Annotated in this window: 21 protein-coding genes; 17 read left to right on the top strand and 4 right to left on the bottom strand. The window is 64.8% G+C overall.

The window, feature by feature from the left end; all coding sequences use genetic code 11:
• Positions 1 to 33: 33 nt before the first annotated feature.
• Both BLS48_RS15560 and BLS48_RS15555 read left to right on the top strand, forming a co-directional pair.
• On the top strand, positions 34 to 621 hold the full coding sequence (locus BLS48_RS15560) for a GNAT family N-acetyltransferase (protein WP_167365092.1): 588 nt from the start codon (positions 34 to 36) through the stop codon (positions 619 to 621).
• 20 nt (positions 622 to 641) lie between these two features.
• On the top strand, positions 642 to 1,169 hold the full coding sequence (locus tag BLS48_RS15555; protein ID WP_091578897.1) for a GNAT family N-acetyltransferase: 528 nt from the start codon (positions 642 to 644) through the stop codon (positions 1,167 to 1,169).
• A 7-nt stretch (positions 1,170 to 1,176) separates the two neighbouring features.
• On the opposite strand, the gene BLS48_RS15550 is transcribed toward BLS48_RS15555, so the two are convergent.
• On the bottom strand, positions 1,177 to 2,046 hold the full coding sequence (locus BLS48_RS15550; RefSeq protein WP_091578895.1) for an endonuclease/exonuclease/phosphatase family protein: 870 nt from the start codon (positions 2,044 to 2,046) through the stop codon (positions 1,177 to 1,179).
• 131 nt (positions 2,047 to 2,177) lie between these two features.
• Here BLS48_RS15550 and obgE point away from each other — a divergent pair, with 131 nt between their 5' ends.
• From obgE to BLS48_RS15525, 5 genes are all read left to right on the top strand, one after another.
• Positions 2,178 to 3,209 carry a GTPase ObgE gene (gene obgE, locus BLS48_RS15545; RefSeq protein WP_091578893.1) on the top strand — a complete coding sequence of 344 codons (1,032 nt, stop codon included), beginning with the start codon at positions 2,178 to 2,180 and terminating at the stop codon, positions 3,207 to 3,209.
• Between the two features lie 3 nt (positions 3,210 to 3,212).
• Entirely contained in the window at positions 3,213 to 4,388 is a 1,176-nt protein-coding gene (proB, locus tag BLS48_RS15540; protein ID WP_091578891.1) for a glutamate 5-kinase, read from the top strand.
• Between the two features lie 3 nt (positions 4,389 to 4,391).
• Positions 4,392 to 5,678, top strand: a complete 1,287-nt coding sequence (locus BLS48_RS15535; RefSeq protein WP_091578889.1) for a glutamate-5-semialdehyde dehydrogenase — start codon at positions 4,392 to 4,394, stop codon at positions 5,676 to 5,678.
• 199 nt (positions 5,679 to 5,877) lie between these two features.
• Entirely contained in the window at positions 5,878 to 6,465 is a 588-nt protein-coding gene (locus tag BLS48_RS15530; protein ID WP_091578887.1) for a nicotinate-nucleotide adenylyltransferase, read from the top strand.
• A 103-nt stretch (positions 6,466 to 6,568) separates the two neighbouring features.
• A complete protein-coding gene (locus tag BLS48_RS15525) occupies positions 6,569 to 7,858 on the top strand; it encodes an MFS transporter (RefSeq protein WP_091578885.1) in 1,290 nt (429 codons plus the stop codon).
• On the opposite strand, the gene BLS48_RS15520 is transcribed toward BLS48_RS15525, so the two are convergent.
• On the bottom strand, positions 7,859 to 8,710 hold the full coding sequence (locus BLS48_RS15520; protein WP_091578884.1) for a mechanosensitive ion channel family protein: 852 nt from the start codon (positions 8,708 to 8,710) through the stop codon (positions 7,859 to 7,861).
• A 242-nt stretch (positions 8,711 to 8,952) separates the two neighbouring features.
• On the opposite strand from BLS48_RS15520, the gene rsfS reads away from it, so the two are divergent.
• From rsfS to BLS48_RS15465, 10 genes are all read left to right on the top strand, one after another.
• Positions 8,953 to 9,330 carry a ribosome silencing factor gene (rsfS, locus tag BLS48_RS15515; RefSeq protein WP_091578959.1) on the top strand — a complete coding sequence of 126 codons (378 nt, stop codon included), beginning with the start codon at positions 8,953 to 8,955 and terminating at the stop codon, positions 9,328 to 9,330.
• An 85-nt stretch (positions 9,331 to 9,415) separates the two neighbouring features.
• Complete coding sequence (gene rlmH, locus BLS48_RS15505; protein WP_091578882.1) at positions 9,416 to 9,898, top strand: 23S rRNA (pseudouridine(1915)-N(3))-methyltransferase RlmH; 483 nt, start codon at positions 9,416 to 9,418, stop codon at positions 9,896 to 9,898.
• A 125-nt stretch (positions 9,899 to 10,023) separates the two neighbouring features.
• Positions 10,024 to 11,361, top strand: a complete 1,338-nt coding sequence (locus BLS48_RS15500) for a murein hydrolase activator EnvC family protein (RefSeq protein WP_091578881.1) — start codon at positions 10,024 to 10,026, stop codon at positions 11,359 to 11,361.
• Positions 11,362 to 12,693, top strand: coding sequence for a S41 family peptidase (locus BLS48_RS15495; RefSeq protein ID WP_167365099.1), 1,332 nt, complete (start codon positions 11,362 to 11,364; stop codon positions 12,691 to 12,693).
• Positions 12,694 to 12,969: 276 nt separating this feature from the next.
• Entirely contained in the window at positions 12,970 to 14,151 is a 1,182-nt protein-coding gene (locus tag BLS48_RS15490; protein ID WP_091578958.1) for a divergent polysaccharide deacetylase family protein, read from the top strand.
• A gap of 38 nt (positions 14,152 to 14,189) precedes the next feature.
• Entirely contained in the window at positions 14,190 to 14,711 is a 522-nt protein-coding gene (locus tag BLS48_RS15485) for an RNA pyrophosphohydrolase (RefSeq protein WP_091578877.1), read from the top strand.
• A gap of 191 nt (positions 14,712 to 14,902) precedes the next feature.
• Positions 14,903 to 16,042 carry an alanine racemase gene (alr, locus tag BLS48_RS15480; protein ID WP_091578876.1) on the top strand — a complete coding sequence of 380 codons (1,140 nt, stop codon included), beginning with the start codon at positions 14,903 to 14,905 and terminating at the stop codon, positions 16,040 to 16,042.
• Positions 16,043 to 16,316: 274 nt separating this feature from the next.
• Positions 16,317 to 16,739, top strand: coding sequence for a nucleoside diphosphate kinase regulator (gene rnk / locus BLS48_RS15475; RefSeq protein WP_091578956.1), 423 nt, complete (start codon positions 16,317 to 16,319; stop codon positions 16,737 to 16,739).
• Positions 16,740 to 16,753: 14 nt separating this feature from the next.
• Positions 16,754 to 17,296 (top strand): GreA/GreB family elongation factor, encoded by a 543-nt coding sequence (locus BLS48_RS15470; RefSeq protein WP_167365091.1) that lies wholly within the window; start codon positions 16,754 to 16,756, stop codon positions 17,294 to 17,296.
• A gap of 121 nt (positions 17,297 to 17,417) precedes the next feature.
• Positions 17,418 to 18,674, top strand: coding sequence for a D-amino acid dehydrogenase (locus tag BLS48_RS15465; protein ID WP_091578954.1), 1,257 nt, complete (start codon positions 17,418 to 17,420; stop codon positions 18,672 to 18,674).
• A 22-nt stretch (positions 18,675 to 18,696) separates the two neighbouring features.
• Here BLS48_RS15465 and BLS48_RS15460 read toward each other — a convergent pair whose 3' ends face one another.
• Together BLS48_RS15460 and BLS48_RS15455 are read right to left on the bottom strand one after the other, a co-directional pair.
• Positions 18,697 to 20,853 carry a phospholipase D-like domain-containing protein gene (locus BLS48_RS15460; protein ID WP_091578873.1) on the bottom strand — a complete coding sequence of 719 codons (2,157 nt, stop codon included), beginning with the start codon at positions 20,851 to 20,853 and terminating at the stop codon, positions 18,697 to 18,699.
• On the bottom strand, positions 20,850 to 21,293 hold the full coding sequence (locus BLS48_RS15455) for a phospholipase A2 family protein (RefSeq protein ID WP_091578871.1): 444 nt from the start codon (positions 21,291 to 21,293) through the stop codon (positions 20,850 to 20,852). The genes BLS48_RS15460 and BLS48_RS15455 overlap by 4 nt, the downstream gene beginning before the upstream one ends.
• Positions 21,294 to 21,295 lie beyond the last annotated feature (2 nt).

Here is a 21,295-nt window from a genome sequence, read left to right as displayed (position 1 = left end):
CTCCCCTTTTTCTTGTGCCTGGAGGACTTTCAAATGGTTGCCGAAGCGGAAGACTCAGAAGACGAAAGTTACGCGATAGACTGCCCGGTCCTGGTTACCGAACGGCTGGTGATGCGGGCGCCGCACGAAGGCGATATCGCGCAACTGGTCGAGCTTGCCGAAAACCGTCATGTCGCCGAAATGCTGGCCCGCATGCCGCACCCCTATGGCGAAGCCGAGGCGCGCGCCTTCCTGGCCATGACCAAGTCGCGCCGGGCCGGCATCGCCTATGCCTTGACGCTGGCCGGCACCGACACCTTTGTCGGCTGCGCCGGTCTCAACACCACCGACCGCGGGCTGGAGCTCGGTTACTGGATCGGCGAGCCTCACTGGAAGCGCGGCTATGCGACGGAAGCCGCCCACGCGCTGGTCGACCTCGCTTTCCAGAGGACCTCGATCCAGGTGCTGCACGCCTCCACACGGGTCATCAATCCGGCCTCGCGCCGGGTGATCCACAAATGCGGCTTCCAGTATGCCGGCCAGGGCATGCTGAATTCGATCGTCGCCGGCCAGGTGCCGGTCGAGCGCTACCGGCTCGACAGGAAGACATGGACGAGCCTGCGCAACTGGGTGCACTTTTGAGGGATGGCGCGGTCGAGCCAATGGTCGATGATAGCAACGGTATCGAAACGATCGCGCCGATAACGCCGGGTGACATCGAAAGCTTTCATCGTGCGCTTGATCTCGTTGCGCGCGAGCGGAAGTACCTGTCCTTCCTCGAGGCGCCACCGCTGGATCAAACCCGGCGATTCGCATTGGACCGTATCGCGAAAGGCGATCCGGGGTTCGTGGCCGTCATTCGTGGCGAGGTCGTCGGTTGGTGTGACATCACCCGCCATGACCGGCTCATCCATGCCCATCGTGGCAGCCTCGGAATGGGGATTGTTGCCTCCCATCGCGGGCGTGGCCTTGGATTGCGGCTTATCAATGCCACCTTGGCGCAGGCACGCAAGACCGGCTTTGTCCGCGTCGAGCTGTCCGTACACGCTGACAATGCCCGCGCCATCGCTCTTTACGACAAGGTCGGGTTTGTCAGGGAGGGTGTGCAGCGCGACGCTATCTGTATCGACGGGCAGTACGGCGATACGATCATGATGGCGATCGTCGAACTCGAAAACGCAGCCGGGTGAAGAGTCGTCAGCCCAGTTCGACCCACACGGGCAGGTGGTCCGAACCCGCTGCTTTTCGGTCGACCCACAGGTGCTTCAGCGACCGGGCAAGCGAGGCGCTGGTGAAGACATAGTCGATGCGCTTGTGGCGGCTGGCATTGGCAGGGTCCTTGGGGTCGACCCAGCTGACGAGATCGTCGCCGGCGACATCAAGGCGCACGGCGGCATCGACCGCGAAGTCGGCGGTCAGCGGCATGCCGAACTCATGGTCCGGCCGGCCGGCGAGTTCGACATATTCGGGCGAGGCGGCCAGCATGTTGAAATCGCCCATGGCCACAAAGGCCTCGGGATGCGGCAGTTCCGGCAGGCCGATCTCGGCGACGCCGGATAGCGCGCCGCCTTCGAGCGCGTAGTTCAACAGGCGCCGGCGCAGGAACTGGATCTGGCTTGCGCGTTCCACGGGGCTGCGATGATCGAGATGGATGGAATAGAAACGGATGAAACCAAGCGACGTCTCGATCAGCGCCTCCAGCGCGCCGCGCTGGAAGTTCATCATCTCGAAGCTGCGGCTGCGCGGCAAAAGCAGGTTGCGCGACAGATGAATGGGCGTCTTGGACAACATCATATTGCCGAGCTGGAAGGTCGTGGTGATGGCGCGGCCGTTTTCGATGCGCGAACCGATATTGGCCTCGAAATTGCTGCCATAGACGGCGAAATAGTCGGGCAGCGCCTCGCCGATCTCGGCGACCATGTCGCGGCTGCCATTCCTGGGATTGTTGCGAGTGACCTCCTGCAGCGCGATCACGTCGGCGCCGCGTACCGCGTCGGCAATACGCGCGACATCGTAGTGCCCGTCAAGACCGATGCCGTACTGGATGTTGTAGGTTACAAGCTTCATCCGACATCACTCCGGCCGATCTCGCGCGGTTCCTGTCGCAAAACGTCCTCGCCCTTCGCCGCGCCTTGGTTTAGAGCAAGGCCCAAGGTTTAGAGCAATGCCGCAAGGCCAATAAAAGAAACTGCAGTCCGATGAAATTTCTCGATCAAGCCAAGGTCTATGTCCGCTCCGGTGACGGGGGCGCCGGTTCGGTGTCGTTCCGGCGCGAGAAGTTCATCGAATTCGGCGGACCCGATGGCGGTGACGGCGGCCGCGGCGGCGATGTCTGGCTGGAGGCGGTCGACGGACTGAACACGCTGATCGACTATCGCTACCAGCAGCATTTCAAGGCCAAGACCGGCGTCCATGGCATGGGGCGCAACATGACGGGCGCCAAGGGCGCCGACGTCACGCTCAAGGTGCCGGTGGGGACCCAGGTCTTCGAGGAGGACAACGAGACGCTGATCTGCGACCTGACCGTGGTCGGCCAGCGTTTTCTGCTCGCTAAGGGGGGCAATGGCGGCTTCGGCAACCAGCATTTCAAGACCTCCACCAACCAGGCGCCGCGCCGCGCCAATCCCGGCCTGCCGGGCGTGGAGCTCAACATCTGGCTGCGGCTGAAGTTGATCGCCGATGCCGGGCTGGTCGGGCTGCCCAATGCCGGCAAGTCGACTTTCCTGGCCGCCGTCACCGCGGCCAAGCCGAAGATCGCCGACTATCCGTTCACGACGCTGCATCCCGGTCTTGGCGTCGCCCGCATCGACGGGCGCGAATTCGTCATCGCCGACATTCCGGGCCTTATCGAAGGCGCGCATCAGGGTGTCGGCATCGGCGACCGCTTCCTCGGCCATGTCGAACGCACGCGCGTGCTGCTGCATCTGGTTTCGGCGCAGGAGGAAAATCCCGGCAAGGCGTACAAGACCGTGCGCGCGGAGCTCGATGCCTATGGCAATGGCCTGACCGACAAGGTCGAGATCCTGGCGCTCAGCCAGGTCGATACGCTCGACGCCGATGCGCGCAAGAAGAAGGTCGCCTCGCTGAAGCGCGCCGCCGGCCGCGCCCCGATGCTGTTGTCCGCCGTCACCGGCGAAGGTGTCGAAGCCGTGTTGCGGGCGCTGATGGCGGTGATTGCCGAGGCGCGCGCGAAAGCTGCTCCCGTGGTCGAGACGCGCTGGGAAAAGTAGGCCATGCAGTCGCTGAAGAAATACCGGCGCATCACCGTCAAGATCGGCTCGGCGCTGCTCGTCGATCGCACGACGGGCCTGAAGCGCGACTGGCTGGCCTCGCTCGCCGACGATGTTGCGGTACTCGCCCAGGGCGGCGCCGAGATCCTCGTCGTGTCGTCCGGCGCCATCGCGCTCGGCCGCACCATTCTCGGCCTTGGCAAGCGCGCCCTGAAGCTCGAGGAGAGTCAGGCAGCAGCCGCCGTCGGGCAGATCGCGCTGGCCGGCGCCTGGTCGGAGGCGCTCGGCAAGGGCAGCCTGAAATCGGGCCAGATCCTGCTGACGCTCGGCGACACCGAGGAACGCCGCCGCTACCTCAACGCGCGGGCGACGATCTCGACGCTGCTCAAGATGAAGGCGGTGCCGGTCATCAACGAGAACGACACGGTGGCGACCTCCGAAATCCGCTATGGCGACAATGACCGGTTGGCCGCGCGCGTGGCGACGATGATGGGCGCCGACCTGTTGGTGCTGCTTTCCGACATTGACGGGCTCTACACGGCGCCACCGGCGCGCGACCCGCAAGCCAAATTCATTCCCGTCGTCGATCGCATCACGCCGGACATCGAGGCGATGGCGGGAGCGGCGGCTTCCGAGCTGTCGCGCGGTGGGATGCGGACCAAACTCGACGCGGGCAAGATCGCCACCGCCGCCGGCACGGCGATGATCATCACATCAGGCACAAGGCTGTCGCCGCTGATGGCGATCGAACGCGGCGAACGCGCCACCTTCTTCCGGCCGAGCACCAATCCGGTCAAGGGCTACAAGACCTGGATCGCCGGCCAGCTCGAACCGGCCGGCCGGCTCACGGTCGATGCCGGCGCCATCGGTGCGCTGCTGTCGGGCAAGTCGCTTCTGCCGGCCGGCGTCAAGCTGGTCAGCGGCAATTTCTCGCGTGGCGACACGGTGGCGATCCTGTCGCCCGAAGGCCGCGAGATCGCGCGCGGGCTGGTTGCCTATGATGCCGCCGATGCCGTAAGGATCGCTGGTCTGAAAACGGCCGAGATCGAAACCGTGCTCGGTTACGAAGCGCGTTCGGCGATGATCCACCGCGACGACCTCGTGGTGAGCCATGCGGCTGACCACGCACGGGTTGCCGACCAGGTACGGACCGGTGACCAAGTATCGAGCGGAGGGTGAGCCATGCTGAAGCTGCATGAAAAATCCCGGGATGACACCGTGGCGCTGATGGCCGATATCGGCCGCCGAGCCCGCGCTGCCGCCCGACCGCTGGCCATCGCCACGACCGCCGCCAAGAACGCCGCGCTCGCCGCCATGGCCGAGACCATCCTGCGTCGTGAACGAGACATCCTCGACGCCAACGCCATCGATGTCTCGAATGGCGAGGAATCAGGGCTCTCCGCTTCGTTCATGGACCGGCTGAAGCTCAACCCGGCGCGCATCCGCGCCATGGCTGAAGGTATCGGTGAGATTGCGGCACTGCGCGATCCGGTCGGCGACGTCATCGCTGAATGGGACCGGCCGAACGGCCTGCATATCGAGCGCGTGCGCACGCCGCTCGGCGTCGTCGGCGTCATCTATGAGAGCCGTCCGAACGTGACGGCGGATGCCGGCGCGCTGTGCCTCAAGGCCGGCAATCCGGTGATCCTGCGCGGCGGTTCGGATTCGCTCAACTCGTCAGCCGCCATCCATGCCTGCCTGGTCGAGGGGCTGAGGGCCGCCGGACTGCCGGAAGACGCCATCCAGTTGGTGCCGACCACCGACCGCGCCGCTGTCGGCGAGATGCTGAAGGGCCTCGGCGGTACGCTCGACGTCATCATACCGCGCGGAGGAAAAAGCCTTGTCGGGCGGGTGCAGAACGAGGCGCGAGTGCCGGTCTTCGCCCATCTCGAAGGCATCTGCCATCTCTACATCGACCGTTCCGCCAGGCTCGAGATGGCAGTTGAGATCGCCGTCAACGCCAAGATGCGGCGCACCGGCGTGTGCGGTGCCGCCGAGACGCTGCTGGTCGACCGTGCTGTCGCGTCCACCCATCTGGTGCCGATCCTTGACGCCCTGCGCGCCGCAGGCTGTGAGATACATGCCGATGCCGAAGTGCTGAAAGTGTTCTTCGATGCCAAGCCGGCGACCGACGCCGACTGGGTGACCGAATATCTCGACGCCATCATCGCGGTGAAGCTGGTCGACGGAATCGGTGGTGCGATCGAGCACATCGAGAATTTCTCCTCGCACCACACCGAGGCGATCGTCGCCGAGGATGCGCAGGCGGTGGAGCGGTTCTTCAACGAGATCGATTCGGCGATCCTGCTGCACAATGCCTCGACGCAGTTCGCCGACGGTGGCGAGTTCGGCATGGGCGCCGAGATCGGCATCGCCACCGGCAAGATGCATGCGCGCGGGCCGGTCGGCGTCGAGCAGTTGACCTCCTTCAAATACCGCGTGCGCGGGTCGGGACAGGTGAGGCCTTGAGCGCTGGTCTTACCCGCTCCCTTGTGGGGAGGGTGGCGAGCGCAGCGAGCCGGGTGGGGGTACAACGCTGAATTCCACGATACCCCCACCCCGCTCCGCTTCGCGGATCGACCGACCTGGGCAAGCCACGGGTCTTGGCCGTCCTTTGGACCCCCACGAGGGGGAGGGTAAGGACATCGTTCCCTCCCGCTATCTCAAAATGCCGCATGCCGAAAAGGGATTGGCCGTCGGCCTGTTCGGCGGCTCGTTCAATCCGCCACATGCGGGCCATGCCCTGGTCGCCGAAATCGCGCTCAGGCGCCTGGCGCTGGACCAGTTGTGGTGGATGGTGACGCCCGGCAATCCGTTGAAGAGCGCGCGGGAACTGGCGCCACTGGCCGAGCGGCTGCAATTGTCCGAGCGGATCGCCAAGAACCCCAAGGTCAAGGTCACCGCGTTCGAGGCGGCCCATCATGTCCGCTACACCGCCGATGCGCTGGCGCTGGTCAAGGCGCGCAATCCCGGTGTCGATTTCGTCTGGATCATGGGCGCAGACAGCTTGCGCGACTTCCATCGCTGGCAGCGCTGGCGCGAGATCGTGATGACTTTCCCGATCGCGGTCATCGACCGCCCGGGTGCGACGCTGTCGTTCCTGTCGTCGGTGGTCGCCAAGACCTTCGACTATGCCCGCATCGACGAGGGGGACGCGCCTCGCCTGGCCCGCATGAAGGCGCCGGCCTGGACCTTCATCCATGGCCCGCGCTCCTCGCTGTCGTCGAGCGCGATCCGCAAACTGGCGAAAGGCTGAGCATCCTGGCCCGTCGGAAGCGGCGAAAGGGAGATTTCCACCCGTCCGGCCATGTCGCTTTTATCGCTCCCTTTGCCTGTTTCATGGGCAATCCTGGGCAGACATGCCGATTCTCGAAAAAAACCGCACCGACGCCGCGCAGGGCGAAGAGCCGCCGCTGATCGCGATTGCCAGCGTCATCGTGTCGATGGCGCTGATCGCTGTCGGCAATGGGCTGATGTTTGCCTATATACCGGTCCGCCTCGGCGTCGAGGGCTTTGATCCGACATGGGCCGGGCTGATCATCACCGGCCTTTCAGCCGGCGGTCTCGCCGGCTGTATCCGGACGGGGCCGCTGGTGCGAAGGGTTGGCCATGCGCGTGCGTTCATGGTGCTGTCGGCGCTGATTGCACTGGCCAATGCCGCCGTCGGCGCCGGGCCGCACCCGATCGTGTGGATTGCCGCTCGCGCGCTCTACGGCTTTGCCATCTGCGGCCTGTTCATCGTTGCCCAGAGCTGGCTCAACGATGCCATCGCCAACGCCATACGCGGCAGGGTGATGGCTTTCTTCTACGTTGCCTATGTCGCCGGGCTTGGCGTCGGTTACGCGACGCTGGCGCTGGTCGATATCAGGACGGCGGATGCGCCCTTGATAGGCATCGTCTTCACCGCCTTGTCGATCCTCCCCGTCGGGATGACGCGGCTGGCCCAGCCGCCGGCGCCGCAAGCGGCCTCGGTGGCGCTTGGGCGGGCCTGGCGAATTTCACCGGTCGGCGTCGCCGGCATGCTGGCGGTTGGTGGCCTGTCGATGTCGATTGCCGGCTTTGCGCCGATCCACGCCACGGCCAAGGGCTACAGCCAGGCCGATGTGGCTCTGCTGCTTTCGGCAATGCCCGTCGGCACGCTGATCCTGCAGGTACCGCTTGGCTGGATTTCCGACCGTACCGACCGCCGCTATGTGCTGGTCGCGGCATCCGCGCTTGCCGCGGCCGCGGGCCTGTTCGCGCTCGGTTTCGATGGTGGTGCGCTGGCGGCGCTGGTGGTGATCTACATCATCTGGGACGGCGCGTCGGAATCGATCTATTCGCTGGCCAGCGCGCATGCCGCCGACCGCGCCAGCAAGGATGACATGGTGGCGCTGTCCAGCTCGCTGTTGTTTGCCTGGTCGCTTTCGGGCTTCATCGTGCCGGGCATCGTGACAGCGCTGTCGGCGGTCTTCGGCACGCAGGCCTTCATCTATGTGGCGATCGTCATCGCCTGCGCCTTCTGCCTGTTCGTGCTGTTGCGCGTGTTTACGACGCGGCCGGTTCCCGCCGCGGAAACCGGCAGCTTCGCGCCGATGACGGCGCAGGCGCCGCTGCCGGTGGAACTCGCCTTTGCGCCGGACGAGCAGGACCGCCACAGAAGTAGCTGATTATTGCCTGCGGGCTTCCGGCGCTGGTGTTTCGGGTGGCGGCAGCGGGATGGAAATGCCTTCGCTGTCGAATTCCTGCTTGGCGCGCTTGGTGAGATCGGTCTGGGTGGCGAAGAAATTCGCCGACGATGTCCAGTAGCGCAGCGAAATCGAGACCGTGCTTTCGCCAAGGGTCGCCACGAAGGCGATCGGCGCCGGATCGTGCTTGACCCGGCGCTCGGCAGCGGCAATGGCGAGCAGCGTCTTCTGGGCGCGGTCGATGTCGTTCCAGGAACCGATGCTGAGCGTGATGTCGCTGCGGCGCACGCCATTGCGGGTGAAGTTGCGCACCGGCTGGTTCCATAGGGTCGAATTGGGCGCGAGAACATAGATGCCTTCGGCGGTCCGCAGCTTCGTCGCGAACAGCCCGATTTCCTCGATCGTGCCGGCAATGGACCCGACCTCGACCGATTCGCCGATGCGGAATGGCCGCAGCGCCAGGAGCATGATGCCGGCGGCGATGTTCTGCAGCGTGCCTTGCAGCGCCAGGCCGATAGCGAGGCCGATGGCACCGATCGCGGCGATGATCGACGCCGTCTGCACGCCGAACTGGCCGAGCACCATGATCGTGACGAGGATCAGGATGGCATAACGGACGATCCTGGAGAAGAAATGCCGCAGCGTCGCGTCGAAGCCATGGATATGGCCGAGGCCGGCGAATATGGAACGCTCGGCTAGGCCGGCGACGACGTGGCCGACGACCAGCAGTATGACGGCGCCGATGGCCGAGAAAGAATAGGAAACGATCAGCGTGCTTAGCTGGGCGAGGCCGGCCTGGACGGTGAGAAAGGCATTTTGCGGGTCGGTTGGCATGGCGGGATTCCGGTTTGTCGGTCAGCCCATAACCCCCCGCAGGACGCCTGGGTTCCGATCTTTGCGCGTCGCGTGGAACAATCTGGCCCTCAATGAGTTCGCCCGCAATTGGGGCTCCGTCTTGAAACTGCAACGGAACTCTGCCTATCTAAGGGGTGTCACCTGCTTTTGGGGGTGATTTGGTTGTTCTTGCTGCGAAAGGAAATACACTGAGAACAGCACTGCGGAAGAAGGCCGATATCGTGCCTTCGCCGGCCGGGATCAGCGTAAACGACGCCGTGTCCCGCGCCATCAAGACAGTCCTTGCCAGTCTGGAAGACTCCAAGGCCGAAAACATCGTCTCAATCGACATCCAGGGGAAATCGAGCCTCGGCGACTATATGGTCGTCGCCTCGGGCCGATCGCACCGTCATGTCTCGGCTGTCGCCGATCACCTGCTCAAGGCGCTCAAGGATGCCGGTCTCGGCACGGCGCGCGTCGAGGGGTTGGCCGGCGCCGACTGGGTCCTGATCGATTCGGGCGACATCATCGTCCATGTCTTCCGCCCCGAAGTCCGCGAATTCTACAATCTCGAAAAGATGTGGCAGGCGCCGGATCTCGAGGAAGAAACCCTCCACTAAGCCGCCTTTGTTTTGATGCATGTCGTTGCCCCAAAACCGGTTTCCACCCTTGGGTGACATGCATTAGCGGCCTATAGGGGCGAGGATGAAGATATCAGTTCATGCCGTGGGCCGGATGAAAGCCGGCCCCGAGAAGCAGCTCGCCGACCGCTATTTCGAGCGCTTCGCCAAGAGCGGCCCGACGGTGGGGCTCGAATTTGCCGGCGTGACCGAGATCGCCGAGGGGCGCGCGCAGACCGCCAATGAGCGACGACGCGAGGAAGGCCAGAGGCTGCAGACGCAGTTGCAGCCGGGCATGGCGCTGATCCTGCTCGACGAACGTGGCAAGGACTTTTCCTCGGAAGAATTCGCCGGACGCATCGGACTGCTGCGCGATGGCGGCCGCAAGGCGCTGGTCATCGCCATTGGCGGCGCCGACGGCCACGATCAGTCGCTGCGCGACCAAGCCGACCTGGTGGTCTCGTTTGGCGCACTGACCTGGCCACACCAGCTGGTGCGCGTGATGCTCGGCGAGCAGCTCTACAGGGTCGCCACGATCCTGTCCGGCCATCCCTATCACCGTTCATAAACCGGGGGATTGGCGCGACCTGCCCGGATTTCCGCCCCATTGCCGCGCAAGATTGCATCAACAAGCGGGCCCTCCAAACATGGTTGATGGTTCGTTAACGAAGCCGCAGATAGAGTCGACACCGAATGTCTGAAGGCTGGAAATCGAGAACGGGCTCATGGCGCGCGCGCTGCGGCATCGCGGCGGCGGCGCTTGTCCTGTCGTTCCATGCCGGGCGGGCCGAGAATACGCTCGACATGGCTCCCGATCCGGATCAGAGCCGGGCTGAATACGAACGGGTTTCGAAGGAGATCACGCTGTCGTCGGAGCGGCTGGCCAAGCTTTCCGCCGACATCGCGACGATCAAGAAGGATCACGCTTCGATCACCGCCGCCCTGATCCAGTCGGCAATGACCGAGCAGAAGCTCGGCCAGGACATCGAGGATATCGGCGCCAGGCTGGAAGGGCTGAAGGGCCAGGAACAGAAGATCCGCGCCTCGCTGGCGGCGCGACGCGACGTCCTGGCCGAAGTGCTGGGCGCGCTGCAGCGCATGGGGCTCAACCCGCCGCCGGCGATCCTGGTCAAGCCGGAGGACGCGCTGTCGTCGGTGCGCAGCGCCATCCTGCTCGGCGCCGTGGTGCCGGAACTGCGACAGCAGACGGATATCCTGCTGGCCGATCTCAAGGAGCAGTCGCGGGTAACGGCCTCGATCGAGGCCGAACGAGCGCGGCTGACGGCGGCGGTCGGGGACCAGGCGGCGGAAAAGAAGCGGCTGGGCATGCTGCTTGAGGCCAAGCAGAAGCTCGAAGCCGACACGCAAACGGAAATGGCCGCTGAAAAGCAGCGATCCGAGGCGCTCGCCGCCAAGGCCGGCAGCCTGAAGGAGCTGATCGCCTCGCTCGAAGCGCAGGCCGACAAGACCCGCAAGGCGGCGGATTCGGCCAAGGCCGCCGAGCAGAAGACCGCGGACGGTGACAAGACATCGGCGCCGGCGGAACTGGCGTCGCTGCCTGTTCCGGAAGGCAATCAACTTGCCGCGGCGGCACCCTTTTCGGCACTTCAGGGACAGATCGCGCTGCCGGTGACCGGCCGTATCAAACGGCGATTCGGCGCCGATGACGGTAACGGCGCGGTGATGCTTGGCGACATGGTTGCGACACAATCGGGAGCCATCGTCACCGCGCCGGCGGATGGGAATGTGCTTTATGCGGGGCCGTTTCGCTCCTATGGTCAACTCTTGATCCTGAACGCTGGCGACGGTTATCATGTCGTTTTGGCGGGGATGAGCAGAATCAGCGTCGTGACTGGCCAATCAGTGCTCGCAGGAGAGCCGGTCGGTGCGATGGGAGAAGCCCGGGTGGCGAGCACCTCGGTTTCGAAGAATGGAAATGCCACGCCGGAACTCTATGTCGAGTTCCGCAAGGATGGAAAACCCGTCGATCCGGCCCCATGGTGGGCGGACCGTTTTTCTGGAAGGACGTGAATAATGCGGAAATTGTCGCTTCTGTTTGCCGGTGCGCTGATGGGCGCGTCCGCCATGAGCCTTGTCTATGGCACGCCCGGCTCGGCGGCGAACGCTGCAGGGTCGGAGACCTACAAGCAACTGGCGATCTTCGGCGACATCTTCGAGCGGGTGCGGGCACAGTATGTGACACCGCCCGACGACAAGTCGCTGGTCGAGAACGCCATCAACGGCATGCTTGCCTCGCTTGACCCGCACTCCTCCTACATGAACGCCGAACAGGCGCAGGACATGCGCGTCCAGACCAAGGGCGAGTTTGGCGGCCTTGGCATCGAGGTCACCATGGAGAATGACCTGGTCAAGGTGATCACGCCGATCGACGATACGCCGGCCGCCAAGGCAGGCGTGCTCGCCGGCGACTATATCGCCAAGATCGATGGCGAAGAGGTTCGCGGCCTGACCCTCAATGACGCGGTCGAGAAGATGCGCGGCCTGGTCAACACGCCGATCAAGCTCACCATCCTGCGCCAGGGCGCCGACAAGCCGATCGAACTGACGGTCGTGCGCGACATCATCAAGGTCAAGGCGGTCAAGTTCCGGGTCGAGAACGATATCGGCTACATGAAGATCACCTCGTTCACCGAAAAGACCTATGACGACCTCGAGAACGCCATCGACACCATCAAGAAGCAGGTGCCGAACGACAAGCTCAAGGGCTATGTGCTCGATCTGCGCCTCAATCCGGGTGGTCTGCTCGACCAGGCGGTGAGCGTGTCCGATGCCTTCCTCAACCGTGGCGAGATCGTCTCGACGCGCGGCCGCGATCCGAAGGACGTCACCCGCTTCGACGCCAAGCCAAAGCAGGTTGACGACATCAACGGCAAGCCGATGATCGTTCTCGTCAATGGCGGCTCGGCCAGTGCGTCGGAAATCGTCGCTGGCGCGCTGCAGGATCTGCGCCGCGTCACGGTGGTGGGCACGCAATCCTTTGGCAAGGGTTCGGTGCAGACCATCATTCCGCTCGGCGAGAATGGTGCGCTGCGGCTGACGACGGCGCTCTATTACACGCCGTCCGGCAAATCGATTCAGGGCAAGGGCATCACGCCCGACATCAAGGTCGACCAGCCACTGCCGCCTGAACTGCAGGGCAGGGACCTGACGCGCGGCGAATCCGACCTCAAGGGCCATATCAAGGGTGCCGACGAGAGCTCGACCGGCTCGGGCTCGGCAGCCTATGTGCCGCCGGATCCGAAGGACGACCTGCAGCTCATCTATGCCGAGCAGCTGCTGCGCGGCCAGAAGACCGACCCGGCCTTCCCGCCCAATCCGGAAAAGGCCGTGCTCAACCAGTAACGGTCCAGAGCGGCGCACGCGCCGCTCTATCTTTTTGTTTGAGCATCGGATTTTCCCAAAAACCTTTTGGGTCCGATGCTCCCGGGCCGGGGCAATCAGCTCTGGCCGCCTGAACGAAGCGATGCGATGCTGCCGGGACCGAAAGGTCCCGGCAGTTTGATTCGGGGAACAGGGCGCCTCGTGGTACGGCGCCAGAGCGTGCCGACATTGATGAATGCGCATATGTCTTTTTCGAAAGGTTCCCGTTTTCGGGACGGTGCGCACCGGGGATATGGCTTGGCTGACATAGGCAAGGACATCGAACGCCCGCTCGGACAGACCGTCCGGTCGCCGCGCGCCGCCGGCAAGGTCAGCTCGGGCGCGGTCATGGCGTCCGTTGTCGTGCTCGCGGTGGTCGGCGTGTCCGGTGCGATCGCGCTCCGGGAAAAGCCGTTTCGAAAGCCGCAAGAGGTTGCCGTTTCGACACCGAAAGTGACCGCGGCCGCCGAATCCGCCGCAGCGCCGGCCGCGTTGGCCCCGGTCGCCGCGCCAAAGGCGCAGACGCCGACAAAGACGGGCGGGCCGCAGATCATTCATGTGCAGACGGAAGAGGGCGATAGCCCGCCCAAGGCGTCCATCGTCATCCACGATCCGTCGACCATCGGCCAGAACCTGAAGATCGCACATATTCCAGACAAGGCGCTGATCGAAGCCAGCGACAGCGGGCCGTTGCCCGTGCGCGCCGCCGATGGCCGGCGGCCGTTCGACGTCTATGCGCGGCCCTGGTCCGGCGCGCGCGGCGCACGCGTGGCGATCGTCATCGGCGGACTCGCGGTTTCGCAGACCGGCACCCAGGCGGCCATCGCCAGGCTGCCGCCGGAAGTGACGCTGGCCTTCGCGCCGCAGGGCAACAGCATCGGCCGCTGGATGCAGGCGGCGCGGCAGGGCGGCCACGAGATCGTCATGCAGGTGCCGCTCGAACCGTTCGATTATCCGAACGTCAACCCGGGCCGCAACACGCTGACGGTGGCGGCGAGCGCGGACGAGAATCTGAAGAACCTGCACTGGGCGCTGTCGCGGACGACAAACTACACCGGCGTCATGAACTACATGGGCGCGCGCTTTTCCGCCGACGCGGCGGCGATGGAGCCGTTCATGGCCGAACTCGGCAAACGCGGGCTCGCCTATATCGATGATGGTTCGTCGGCGCGCAGCCTCGCACCGGACCTGGCGCTGAAGGACGGCGTGCCCTTCGTTTCCGGCGACACTGCGATCGATGCCGTCCAGGATCGTGGCGCCATCCTGAAGAAACTGGACAGTCTCGAAGCGACCGCGCGGGCCAAGGGCTCCGCCGTCGGCATCGGCTCGGCCTTCGACCTGACGGTCGACACGGTGTCGTCCTGGGTGGTCGAAGCCAAGAAACGCGGCATCGAGATCGTGCCGATTTCGGCGGTGGCGATCGATCCGCAAAAAGGCTAGCGACAGCCTGATCGCAAGACGGTTGGAAAGACTGACTGATGCCAAAGAAGAAAAAGATTGATCGCGAAACGCTGCCCTACCGTCCTTGTGTCGGGCTGACGATCCTCAATGCCGATGGCCTGGTCTGGGTCGGGCATCGCATTGCCGAACCGGACAGCGAGTTTGCCGGCGCGACGCAGCTCTGGCAGATGCCGCAAGGCGGCATCGACAAGGGCGAGGTGCCGTTGCGGGCGGCGGAGCGCGAGCTCTATGAAGAGACCGGCATGCGCAGCGTCTCGCTGCTGGCCGAGGCGCCGGGCTGGATCAACTACGATTTGCCGGATGAGCTCGTCGGCGTTGCCTACAAGGGGCGGTATCGCGGCCAGACGCAGAAATGGTTCGCCTTCCGCTTCCACGGCGATGTCAGCGAGATCCAGATCAATCCACCGCCGGGCAACCACACCGCCGAATTCGACAAATGGTCATGGCGGCCGATGCAGGATCTTCCCGACCTGATCGTGCCGTTCAAGCGTCATGTCTATGAAGAGGTGGTGGCGGCGTTCCGGCATCTGGTGCGATAGCCATGCGTTCGGCGGCGGTTGAAACGGCCGCAGTTGCCGCGCTGACCCGACGGTCCTATTGATGTCTATCCGCCACTAAAGCGCGTCGCGCCGATACGGAGTCAGGCGCCGCGCTTTAGTCCCTGTTTGTATGCATGTCGTTGTCCCAAAGCCGAAGCCACTTTTGGGCGACATGCATTAGAAGGGTCGCCATGAACGACGCCCCCAACAAGTCGCCGTCCGAGGACGTCACCGCCATAAGCAAAGCGGCGGCTGGGGCCGTCCTGACCATCGACCTTGGCGCGATCCGTGAAAACTACCGGCGGCTCAAAGTGCAACTGGGCGGCGTGCGCTGCGCCGGCGTGGTCAAGGCCGACGGGTACGGGCTAGGCGCGAGCCAGGTGGCGGCGGCGCTGCTGCGCGAAGGCTGCGAGGTCTTCTTCGTCGCGCTTCTGGGCGAAGGTATCGCCTTGCGCCGTTCGCTTGGGCCGGGGCCCGCCATTTTCGTGTTGAACGGCGTTCCGCCCGGTGCCGAGCCGGATGCCGTGGCGGCAGACCTTTCCGCCGTCGTCAACAGCCTCGCGCAACTGGCGGCCTGGCGCGAGACGGCCAGCCGTGCCGGCCGGAAGCTGCCGGCGGCAATCCAGGTCGACAGCGGCATGTCGCGGCTTGGCATGCCGCCACGGGACGTCGAGCGGATTGCTCTCGATCCGCGCGCCTTTGATGGCATCGACATCCGCTTCGTGATGAGCCATCTGGCCTGCGCCGACGAGCCGGAGCATCCGGCCAATGAGCGGCAGCGACTGGCGTTCGAGCGGCTGCGCGTGTTGCTGCCGACGGCGCCGGCCTCGCTCACCAATTCGTCCGGCATCTTTCTCGGGCAGCGCTTTCACTACGATCTCGCCCGGCCTGGCGCGGCGCTCTACGGCATCAATCCGACGCCGGCCAGGCCGAACCCGATGCTGCCGGTGGTGCGGCTGGAGGCCAAGGTCGTCCAGACACGGATGCTGGAGCCCGGCGTTGGTGTCGGCTACGGCCACACGTACCAAACAACGGCCCCTCTCGCCGCCGCGACGATCTCGCTGGGCTATGCCGATGGCTGGCATCGACGCGCGGCGTCCGCGGCTTGGTTCGAAGGCGTGCGGTTGCCCTTCCTCGGGCGGGTGTCGATGGATTCGATCATTCTCGACATATCCGCGTTGCCGTCCGGCAAGCTGCGCGATGGCGACCTCGTCGAGCTGCTCGGCCCTTCGCAAAGCGTCGACGACGCGGCCGGCCATGCCGGCACCATCGGCTATGAAATCCTGACCAGCCTCGGCCCGCGCTTTCATCGGGACTATGTCGGCGGTTGAGCGCTTTGGCCGCGCTTGACAAGCGGACGCCTGTCGGCAAGGTTCGGGGCATGAGCAACCTCGCCCATATCAGAACCTTGTTCAGGGTCTGCCCGATCGCGGGATCGTAGCCCCGGCGCGGCCGCCTTTTGGCGCCCGTCCGAACCGGGGCATCTCTACCTGACATCACCATCCTCAAGCCAGACGGTCTCGCGGCTGTCGGCTTTTCATCAAGCCGCCATCGGCACGGCGGCAAGCGCGCATCTGTTCGATGCGCCAATCCATGAGGTTTGCCATGCAACATGCAACAGGACTGCACCCACAGAGCCAGCTGCTGGTCAGCGATGCCGACCATGACAGGCTGACGGGCCTGGCGAGGGCGTTTCTCGACCGCGCGCCCGAGACGGCCGAAGATCTGCTTTCGGAAATGGATCGGGCCGTCGTCACGGACGCCGCGGCAATGCCGGCCGACGTGGTGCGAATGGGCTCCACAGTGACAATCACCGGCGAAGGCGGAAACACGCAGCGCATCACGCTGGTCTATCCGGGTGAGGCCGACATTGCCGAAAACAGGATCTCGGTGCTGACGCCGATGGGGACGGCGCTCATCGGTGCGACCGTCGGGCAGGTGGTGTGCTGGAGCAGCCGTGGCGGCCGGGAACTGTCGGTGACCGTCGAAGCCGTCGACATGCCCGCCTCCGGCCAGCAGCGGTCGTGAGCGTGGAGACGGGGATGACAAGCACGAATTGCCGTCTGACGACGAAGGACTTCGCCGTCCTTGAAGTCATGCTGGAGCGCCGGCGGGCATTCGCGGATCCGATCACGCACATGATCGAGCACAAGCTTTCAACCGCCGATGTCGTCCCAATCGATTCGGTCGGACCCGATGTCGTCACGCTGAACAGCAGAGTGGTGTTTCGTATCGATGCCGGCCCCGCCGAGACGCGAACCCTGGTGCAGAACGAGGTCCGCGGACCGGTCGGCTCCAGCCTTTCGGTCGCAACGCGGCGCGGGCTCTGCATGCTCGGCATGGCGGGAGGCCAGACGACGTCGATCGAACATCCCGACGGCAGGCGGGAGTCGATCCTGATCAAGGCCGTGCTCTACCAGCCGGAGGCCGCGCGGCGGGCCGTCCAGGAGAAATCCCGCGCCGGGGTCAGGCGACCGCATGGGCTCATCCTCGTCGACAGCGCCGCAGCCGACAGGCAGCCTCTTGGCGAGAGAGCCGGAATGCGGCAGACAGAGGACGACGACCCCGGTCCCTCGGCGGCGTGAATGGGCAACGGCGCATGGTCTCGAAAATCGGCATCGATTTTCGCAAGGGATCATGCGCAAATCGGAAATGCGGCCGCGTCCATCGGCGTCCTGAAGGACGCGGCGCGGCAAGGAGTGAATGATGAAAATCATGGTGCTGGGCAGTGGCGTGATCGGCGTGACCACGGCGTATTATCTCGCCGAGGCCGGCCACGAGGTGACGGTGATCGACCGCCAGAAAGGCCCGGCGCTGGAAACCAGCTTCGCCAATGCCGGCGAGATTTCGCCCGGCTATGCCTCGCCCTGGGCGGGGCCGGGCATTCCGCTGAAGGCGATCAAATGGCTGCTGATGAAGCATGGCCCGCTGGTGGTGCGGCCGGCCTTCGACCCGCATATGTGGACATGGCTGGTCAAGATGCTGCGCAACTGCACGGCCGAGCGCTACGCGATCAACAAATCGCGCATGGTGCCGCTGGCCGAGTACAGCCGCGACACGCTGAAGGCGCTGCGCGAAGCCACCGGCATCGCTTATGACGAGCGGACCCAGGGCACGCTGCAGCTGTTCCGCACGCAAAAGCAGCTCGATGGCACAGCCGGCGATGTCGAGGTGCTGAAGAAATATGGCGTGCCCTACGAGATCCTCGACCAGGACGGCTGCATCGGGGCGGAGCCGGCGCTGGCCGGGGTGCGCGAGAAATTCGTCGGCGGCCTCAGGCTGCCGGGCGACGAGACCGGCGATTGCAAGATGTTCACCGACAGGCTGACCGAGCTTTGCGTGGCGCGCGGCGTCAAGTTCGAATACGACGTGACGATCTGGCGCGTCATCCGCAGCCGTAACCGCATCGCCAATCTCTCTACCAGCAAGGGCTGGAAAGCCGCCGACGCCTATGTGATGGCATTGGGCAGTTACTCGGCGGCGTTCATGCGTCGGGTGAAGCGGCCGATCCCGGTCTATCCGGTCAAGGGTTATTCGATCACCGTGCCGATCCAGGATGCCGCCGCGGCCCCGGTGTCGACGGTGATGGACGAGACCTACAAGGTGGCGATCACCCGGCTCGGCGACCGTATCCGGGTCGGCGGCACGGCCGAAATTTCCGGCTTCGATCTCAGGCTGCACGAATCGCGGCGGCACACGCTGGAATACTCGGTCGGCGATCTCTTTCCGGGCGCCGGCGCCATGCGGGAGGCGACGTTCTGGTGCGGGCTGCGGCCAATGACGCCCGACGGCCCGCCGCTGATCGGCCGCACCGAGCTTTCCAACCTCTATCTCAACACCGGCCATGGCACGCTCGGCTGGACCATGGCCTGCGGCTCGGGCAAGGTTTTGGCCGACATCATCTCCAGCCGGGTACCGGACATTGATGTCCGCGCCTTGGCGCAGGAGCGTTATCTGCGATAAGGCGCGCCGTCGCTCAAACTCGTCAGAACGCCTGCTTGACCCAGTCCTGGTCGAACAGCAGGCGATAGGCCCACGGTATCGTCACCTTGGTGGCGACCGGGTTCGAGTGGGCGAGATAGTCATCATAAATCGGCTTCATCCTGGCGTAGAAGGCCGGGTCCAGGACCATCATGCCGTTCTCCGAGTCGTGGAAGAAGCTGCGGTTGTTGAGATTGACCGACGAGATGGCGACCAGCCGTTCATCGATCATCATGATCTTGGAATGCAGCACGACATCGGGCGCCTTGAACTCGCGGATGTTGATGCGGTCGCCATATTCCTCGACGAACAGCTTGTTGAGCGCGGTGAGGAATTTGCCGCCGATATCGCCCTTGAGATCGATGCGGCCGACAATGTCGATCCTGACGCCACGGGCCAGCGCCCGGTCGAAGGCGAGGCCAAGCTTCGGCGTCAGGTTGAGGTAGGGATTGACGATCTGGATATGGTGCTGGGCGGCGTCGACCAGTTCGACGAAGTAATCCTCCAGCGCATGGCCGTCCTCGTAGGGCACGGAAATGAAGTGCCGCGCCGTGCCCGACGGGCGGCGGCCATCGGAACGGACCGGAATGGAGAAGGGGCGCGCGATGTTGGTGTCGGCGTCGCGCAACCACAATGTCGACAGATGCGCCGCGAGCGTCTCAACCATGGCCGGGTCGGCGAACTCGATGTCGAAGTCGCTCCAGTTCGAATAGTAGTTCAGCGAAAACCCGTCGGTCTTGCCGTATTGCTGCAGGTCCGGATAGCGCGACAGATCGATCGGCTGGTGGAACAGGAAGCCGTCATGGATGTTGCGGCCGCCGATGATGACGCGCGAGCGGCCAGGGTCCCGCGCCAGCGTGGCCAGCATCTTGACATGGTGGGTCTTGTGCAATTGCGACAGCTGCTCGTCGATCGGGGCGCCCCGGTCCGCCCGCCAGCGATATTCCTGTAACTCGACATTGGGAAATTCGGCCGCCAGTCGATGCAGCAGGGCGTCGTCCTTGTCGCGCTCCAGCACGTCGGTGACCAGGATGCGCACCTTGGTGCCAAGGGCGGCATGGTGGCGGATCAGCCGTTCCATGATGCGGCCGGAAAAGTCCGCCTTGAACTCCAGCGACGACAAATAGATCAGCTTGAGCTTTGGTGCCTTCGAGAAGTCGAGAGGCAGCTCCGGATCGCCCTTGTCGATGGCGCTGTCGGATAGCGGCGCTCCCATCAGCGCCTCGACCTTGGCATTGAAGCCGTCACGCGACTTGCGCAGCAGGCGCGGCTTGCCGATCGGCAAGGCACAGGTCTGCGACAGCCAGCGACTGGCGTAGAAGGCACGGCCAAGGGGGTCGAGACCGGCGGCGTCGGGCGTCGGGCAGCGTTGGTAGCGACTGTCGAAGGCGGCGAGCGCCGGGTCGGCGACCTCTTCGCGCAGGATGGTGAGCGGAGCGCCGGTCGGGGCCAGGTTGGAGCGGATGCCGAGGTTGCAGCGGTTCAGGGTCTCGCTCGGGAACAGGCTGACCGTGTCGTCCTCGCCGGACAAGCGAAAGCGGAATGCCGTGCCCATGGTGATGGTGCGTGAACCGCCGCCGGCATGGATCGCCAACGCGCCGTCGCATGTGCCTTCGATGTCGGCCGGCTGTGTGCCAGCCTGGCGCAGCACGATCTCGACGCTGCGCGCCTGCAGGCCTGAAAACTCGAAAATCTTTGGCGCCGAGGGCCGCGCAGCCGCGTCGATGTAGAGGGTCTGCCGCGACACCCGCCAGCGTCCTTCGAAATGGCCCTCGCCGCTGTCGCTACCGGCCGGTGGCAGGTGCGTTTCGGCAACCGGCCCGGCCAGTTGCCGCAGCGTCCGGTAGGTCGCCTGGAAGTTGCCGTTGCGGATGTCATGATAGTCGTGACCGAAAGGACCGGTGCCATTGGCGCGATCCATGGCACCGACCTGGTTGTGGGCGAGCAGCGCCAGGAACCGCTTCTCGTAATCGCTGGCGCCGGTGTCGCCGAAGAATTGCGTGGCGGGCGGTCCGAATGTGCCAGCCGACAGCGAAGGGCGCGCGCAGGCTTTTTGGCCTTGCAGGACGTCGCAGGCATCGCGGCCTGCGCTGGTGCAGCCGGCAAGCACCGTGAGCGCCAAGCCAAACAGGGCGAGGGCGATGGATGCTCGGCCGTTCACCCAGTCGCTCCGGCCTTCAGGGCGTTCAATTGCACCGGGTCGCGCGGCGGCATGAAGCCCTGCGGGAAGACCTTGCAAACGGGAATGGCAAAGGTGGCGATCAGGAGTTCCGCCTCGCCGCGCATTTTGCGCGGCGCCGTCTTGTCGTCGCGGATCGCTTTGGCCGAGGCGACGAGGGTGCCGTCGCAGTCGCAATGGTTGTGGCGGGCGATGTAGCAGGCGTCATGGGTCCGGCAAGCCGCATCAAGGCGGTCGACCGGCCGGGCCGACAGATCGCCGGTGCGGGTGCCGGGGCCGCAATAATTGCCGAAGACGAGAGGCGAGGGCCGGGCCATCGCAGTACGGATCGGCTTGGGCAGTTCGGCTTCCGGCACCTTCGTCCACGGATTGGCGCAAGCCGAAAAGAAGAGCAGCGGCAGGATGGCAAGAACGGCTCGCATAT

The organism is Mesorhizobium qingshengii, from assembly GCF_900103325.1.
GTDB lineage: Bacteria > Pseudomonadota > Alphaproteobacteria > Rhizobiales > Rhizobiaceae > Mesorhizobium > Mesorhizobium qingshengii.
This window is presented reverse-complemented; position numbering and strand designations above follow the sequence as displayed.

Bases quoted from the DNA above. Each gene is read 5' to 3' on its own strand.
- BLS48_RS15560 (WP_167365092.1), top strand. From the start codon at position 34: ATGGTTGCCGAAGCGGAAGACTCAGAAGACGAAAGTTACGCGATAGAC.
- BLS48_RS15555 (WP_091578897.1), top strand. From the start codon at position 642: ATGGTCGATGATAGCAACGGTATCGAAACGATCGCGCCGATAACGCCG.
- BLS48_RS15550 (WP_091578895.1), bottom strand. From the start codon at position 2,046: ATGAAGCTTGTAACCTACAACATCCAGTACGGCATCGGTCTTGACGGG.
- obgE (WP_091578893.1), top strand. From the start codon at position 2,178: ATGAAATTTCTCGATCAAGCCAAGGTCTATGTCCGCTCCGGTGACGGG.
- proB (WP_091578891.1), top strand. From the start codon at position 3,213: ATGCAGTCGCTGAAGAAATACCGGCGCATCACCGTCAAGATCGGCTCG.
- BLS48_RS15535 (WP_091578889.1), top strand. From the start codon at position 4,392: ATGCTGAAGCTGCATGAAAAATCCCGGGATGACACCGTGGCGCTGATG.
- BLS48_RS15530 (WP_091578887.1), top strand. From the start codon at position 5,878: ATGCCGCATGCCGAAAAGGGATTGGCCGTCGGCCTGTTCGGCGGCTCG.
- BLS48_RS15525 (WP_091578885.1), top strand. From the start codon at position 6,569: ATGCCGATTCTCGAAAAAAACCGCACCGACGCCGCGCAGGGCGAAGAG.
- BLS48_RS15520 (WP_091578884.1), bottom strand. From the start codon at position 8,710: ATGCCAACCGACCCGCAAAATGCCTTTCTCACCGTCCAGGCCGGCCTC.
- rlmH (WP_091578882.1), top strand. From the start codon at position 9,416: ATGAAGATATCAGTTCATGCCGTGGGCCGGATGAAAGCCGGCCCCGAG.
- BLS48_RS15500 (WP_091578881.1), top strand. From the start codon at position 10,024: ATGTCTGAAGGCTGGAAATCGAGAACGGGCTCATGGCGCGCGCGCTGC.
- BLS48_RS15485 (WP_091578877.1), top strand. From the start codon at position 14,190: ATGCCAAAGAAGAAAAAGATTGATCGCGAAACGCTGCCCTACCGTCCT.
- alr (WP_091578876.1), top strand. From the start codon at position 14,903: ATGAACGACGCCCCCAACAAGTCGCCGTCCGAGGACGTCACCGCCATA.
- rnk (WP_091578956.1), top strand. From the start codon at position 16,317: ATGCAACATGCAACAGGACTGCACCCACAGAGCCAGCTGCTGGTCAGC.
- BLS48_RS15470 (WP_167365091.1), top strand. From the start codon at position 16,754: ATGACAAGCACGAATTGCCGTCTGACGACGAAGGACTTCGCCGTCCTT.
- BLS48_RS15465 (WP_091578954.1), top strand. From the start codon at position 17,418: ATGAAAATCATGGTGCTGGGCAGTGGCGTGATCGGCGTGACCACGGCG.
- BLS48_RS15455 (WP_091578871.1), bottom strand. From the start codon at position 21,293: ATGCGAGCCGTTCTTGCCATCCTGCCGCTGCTCTTCTTTTCGGCTTGC.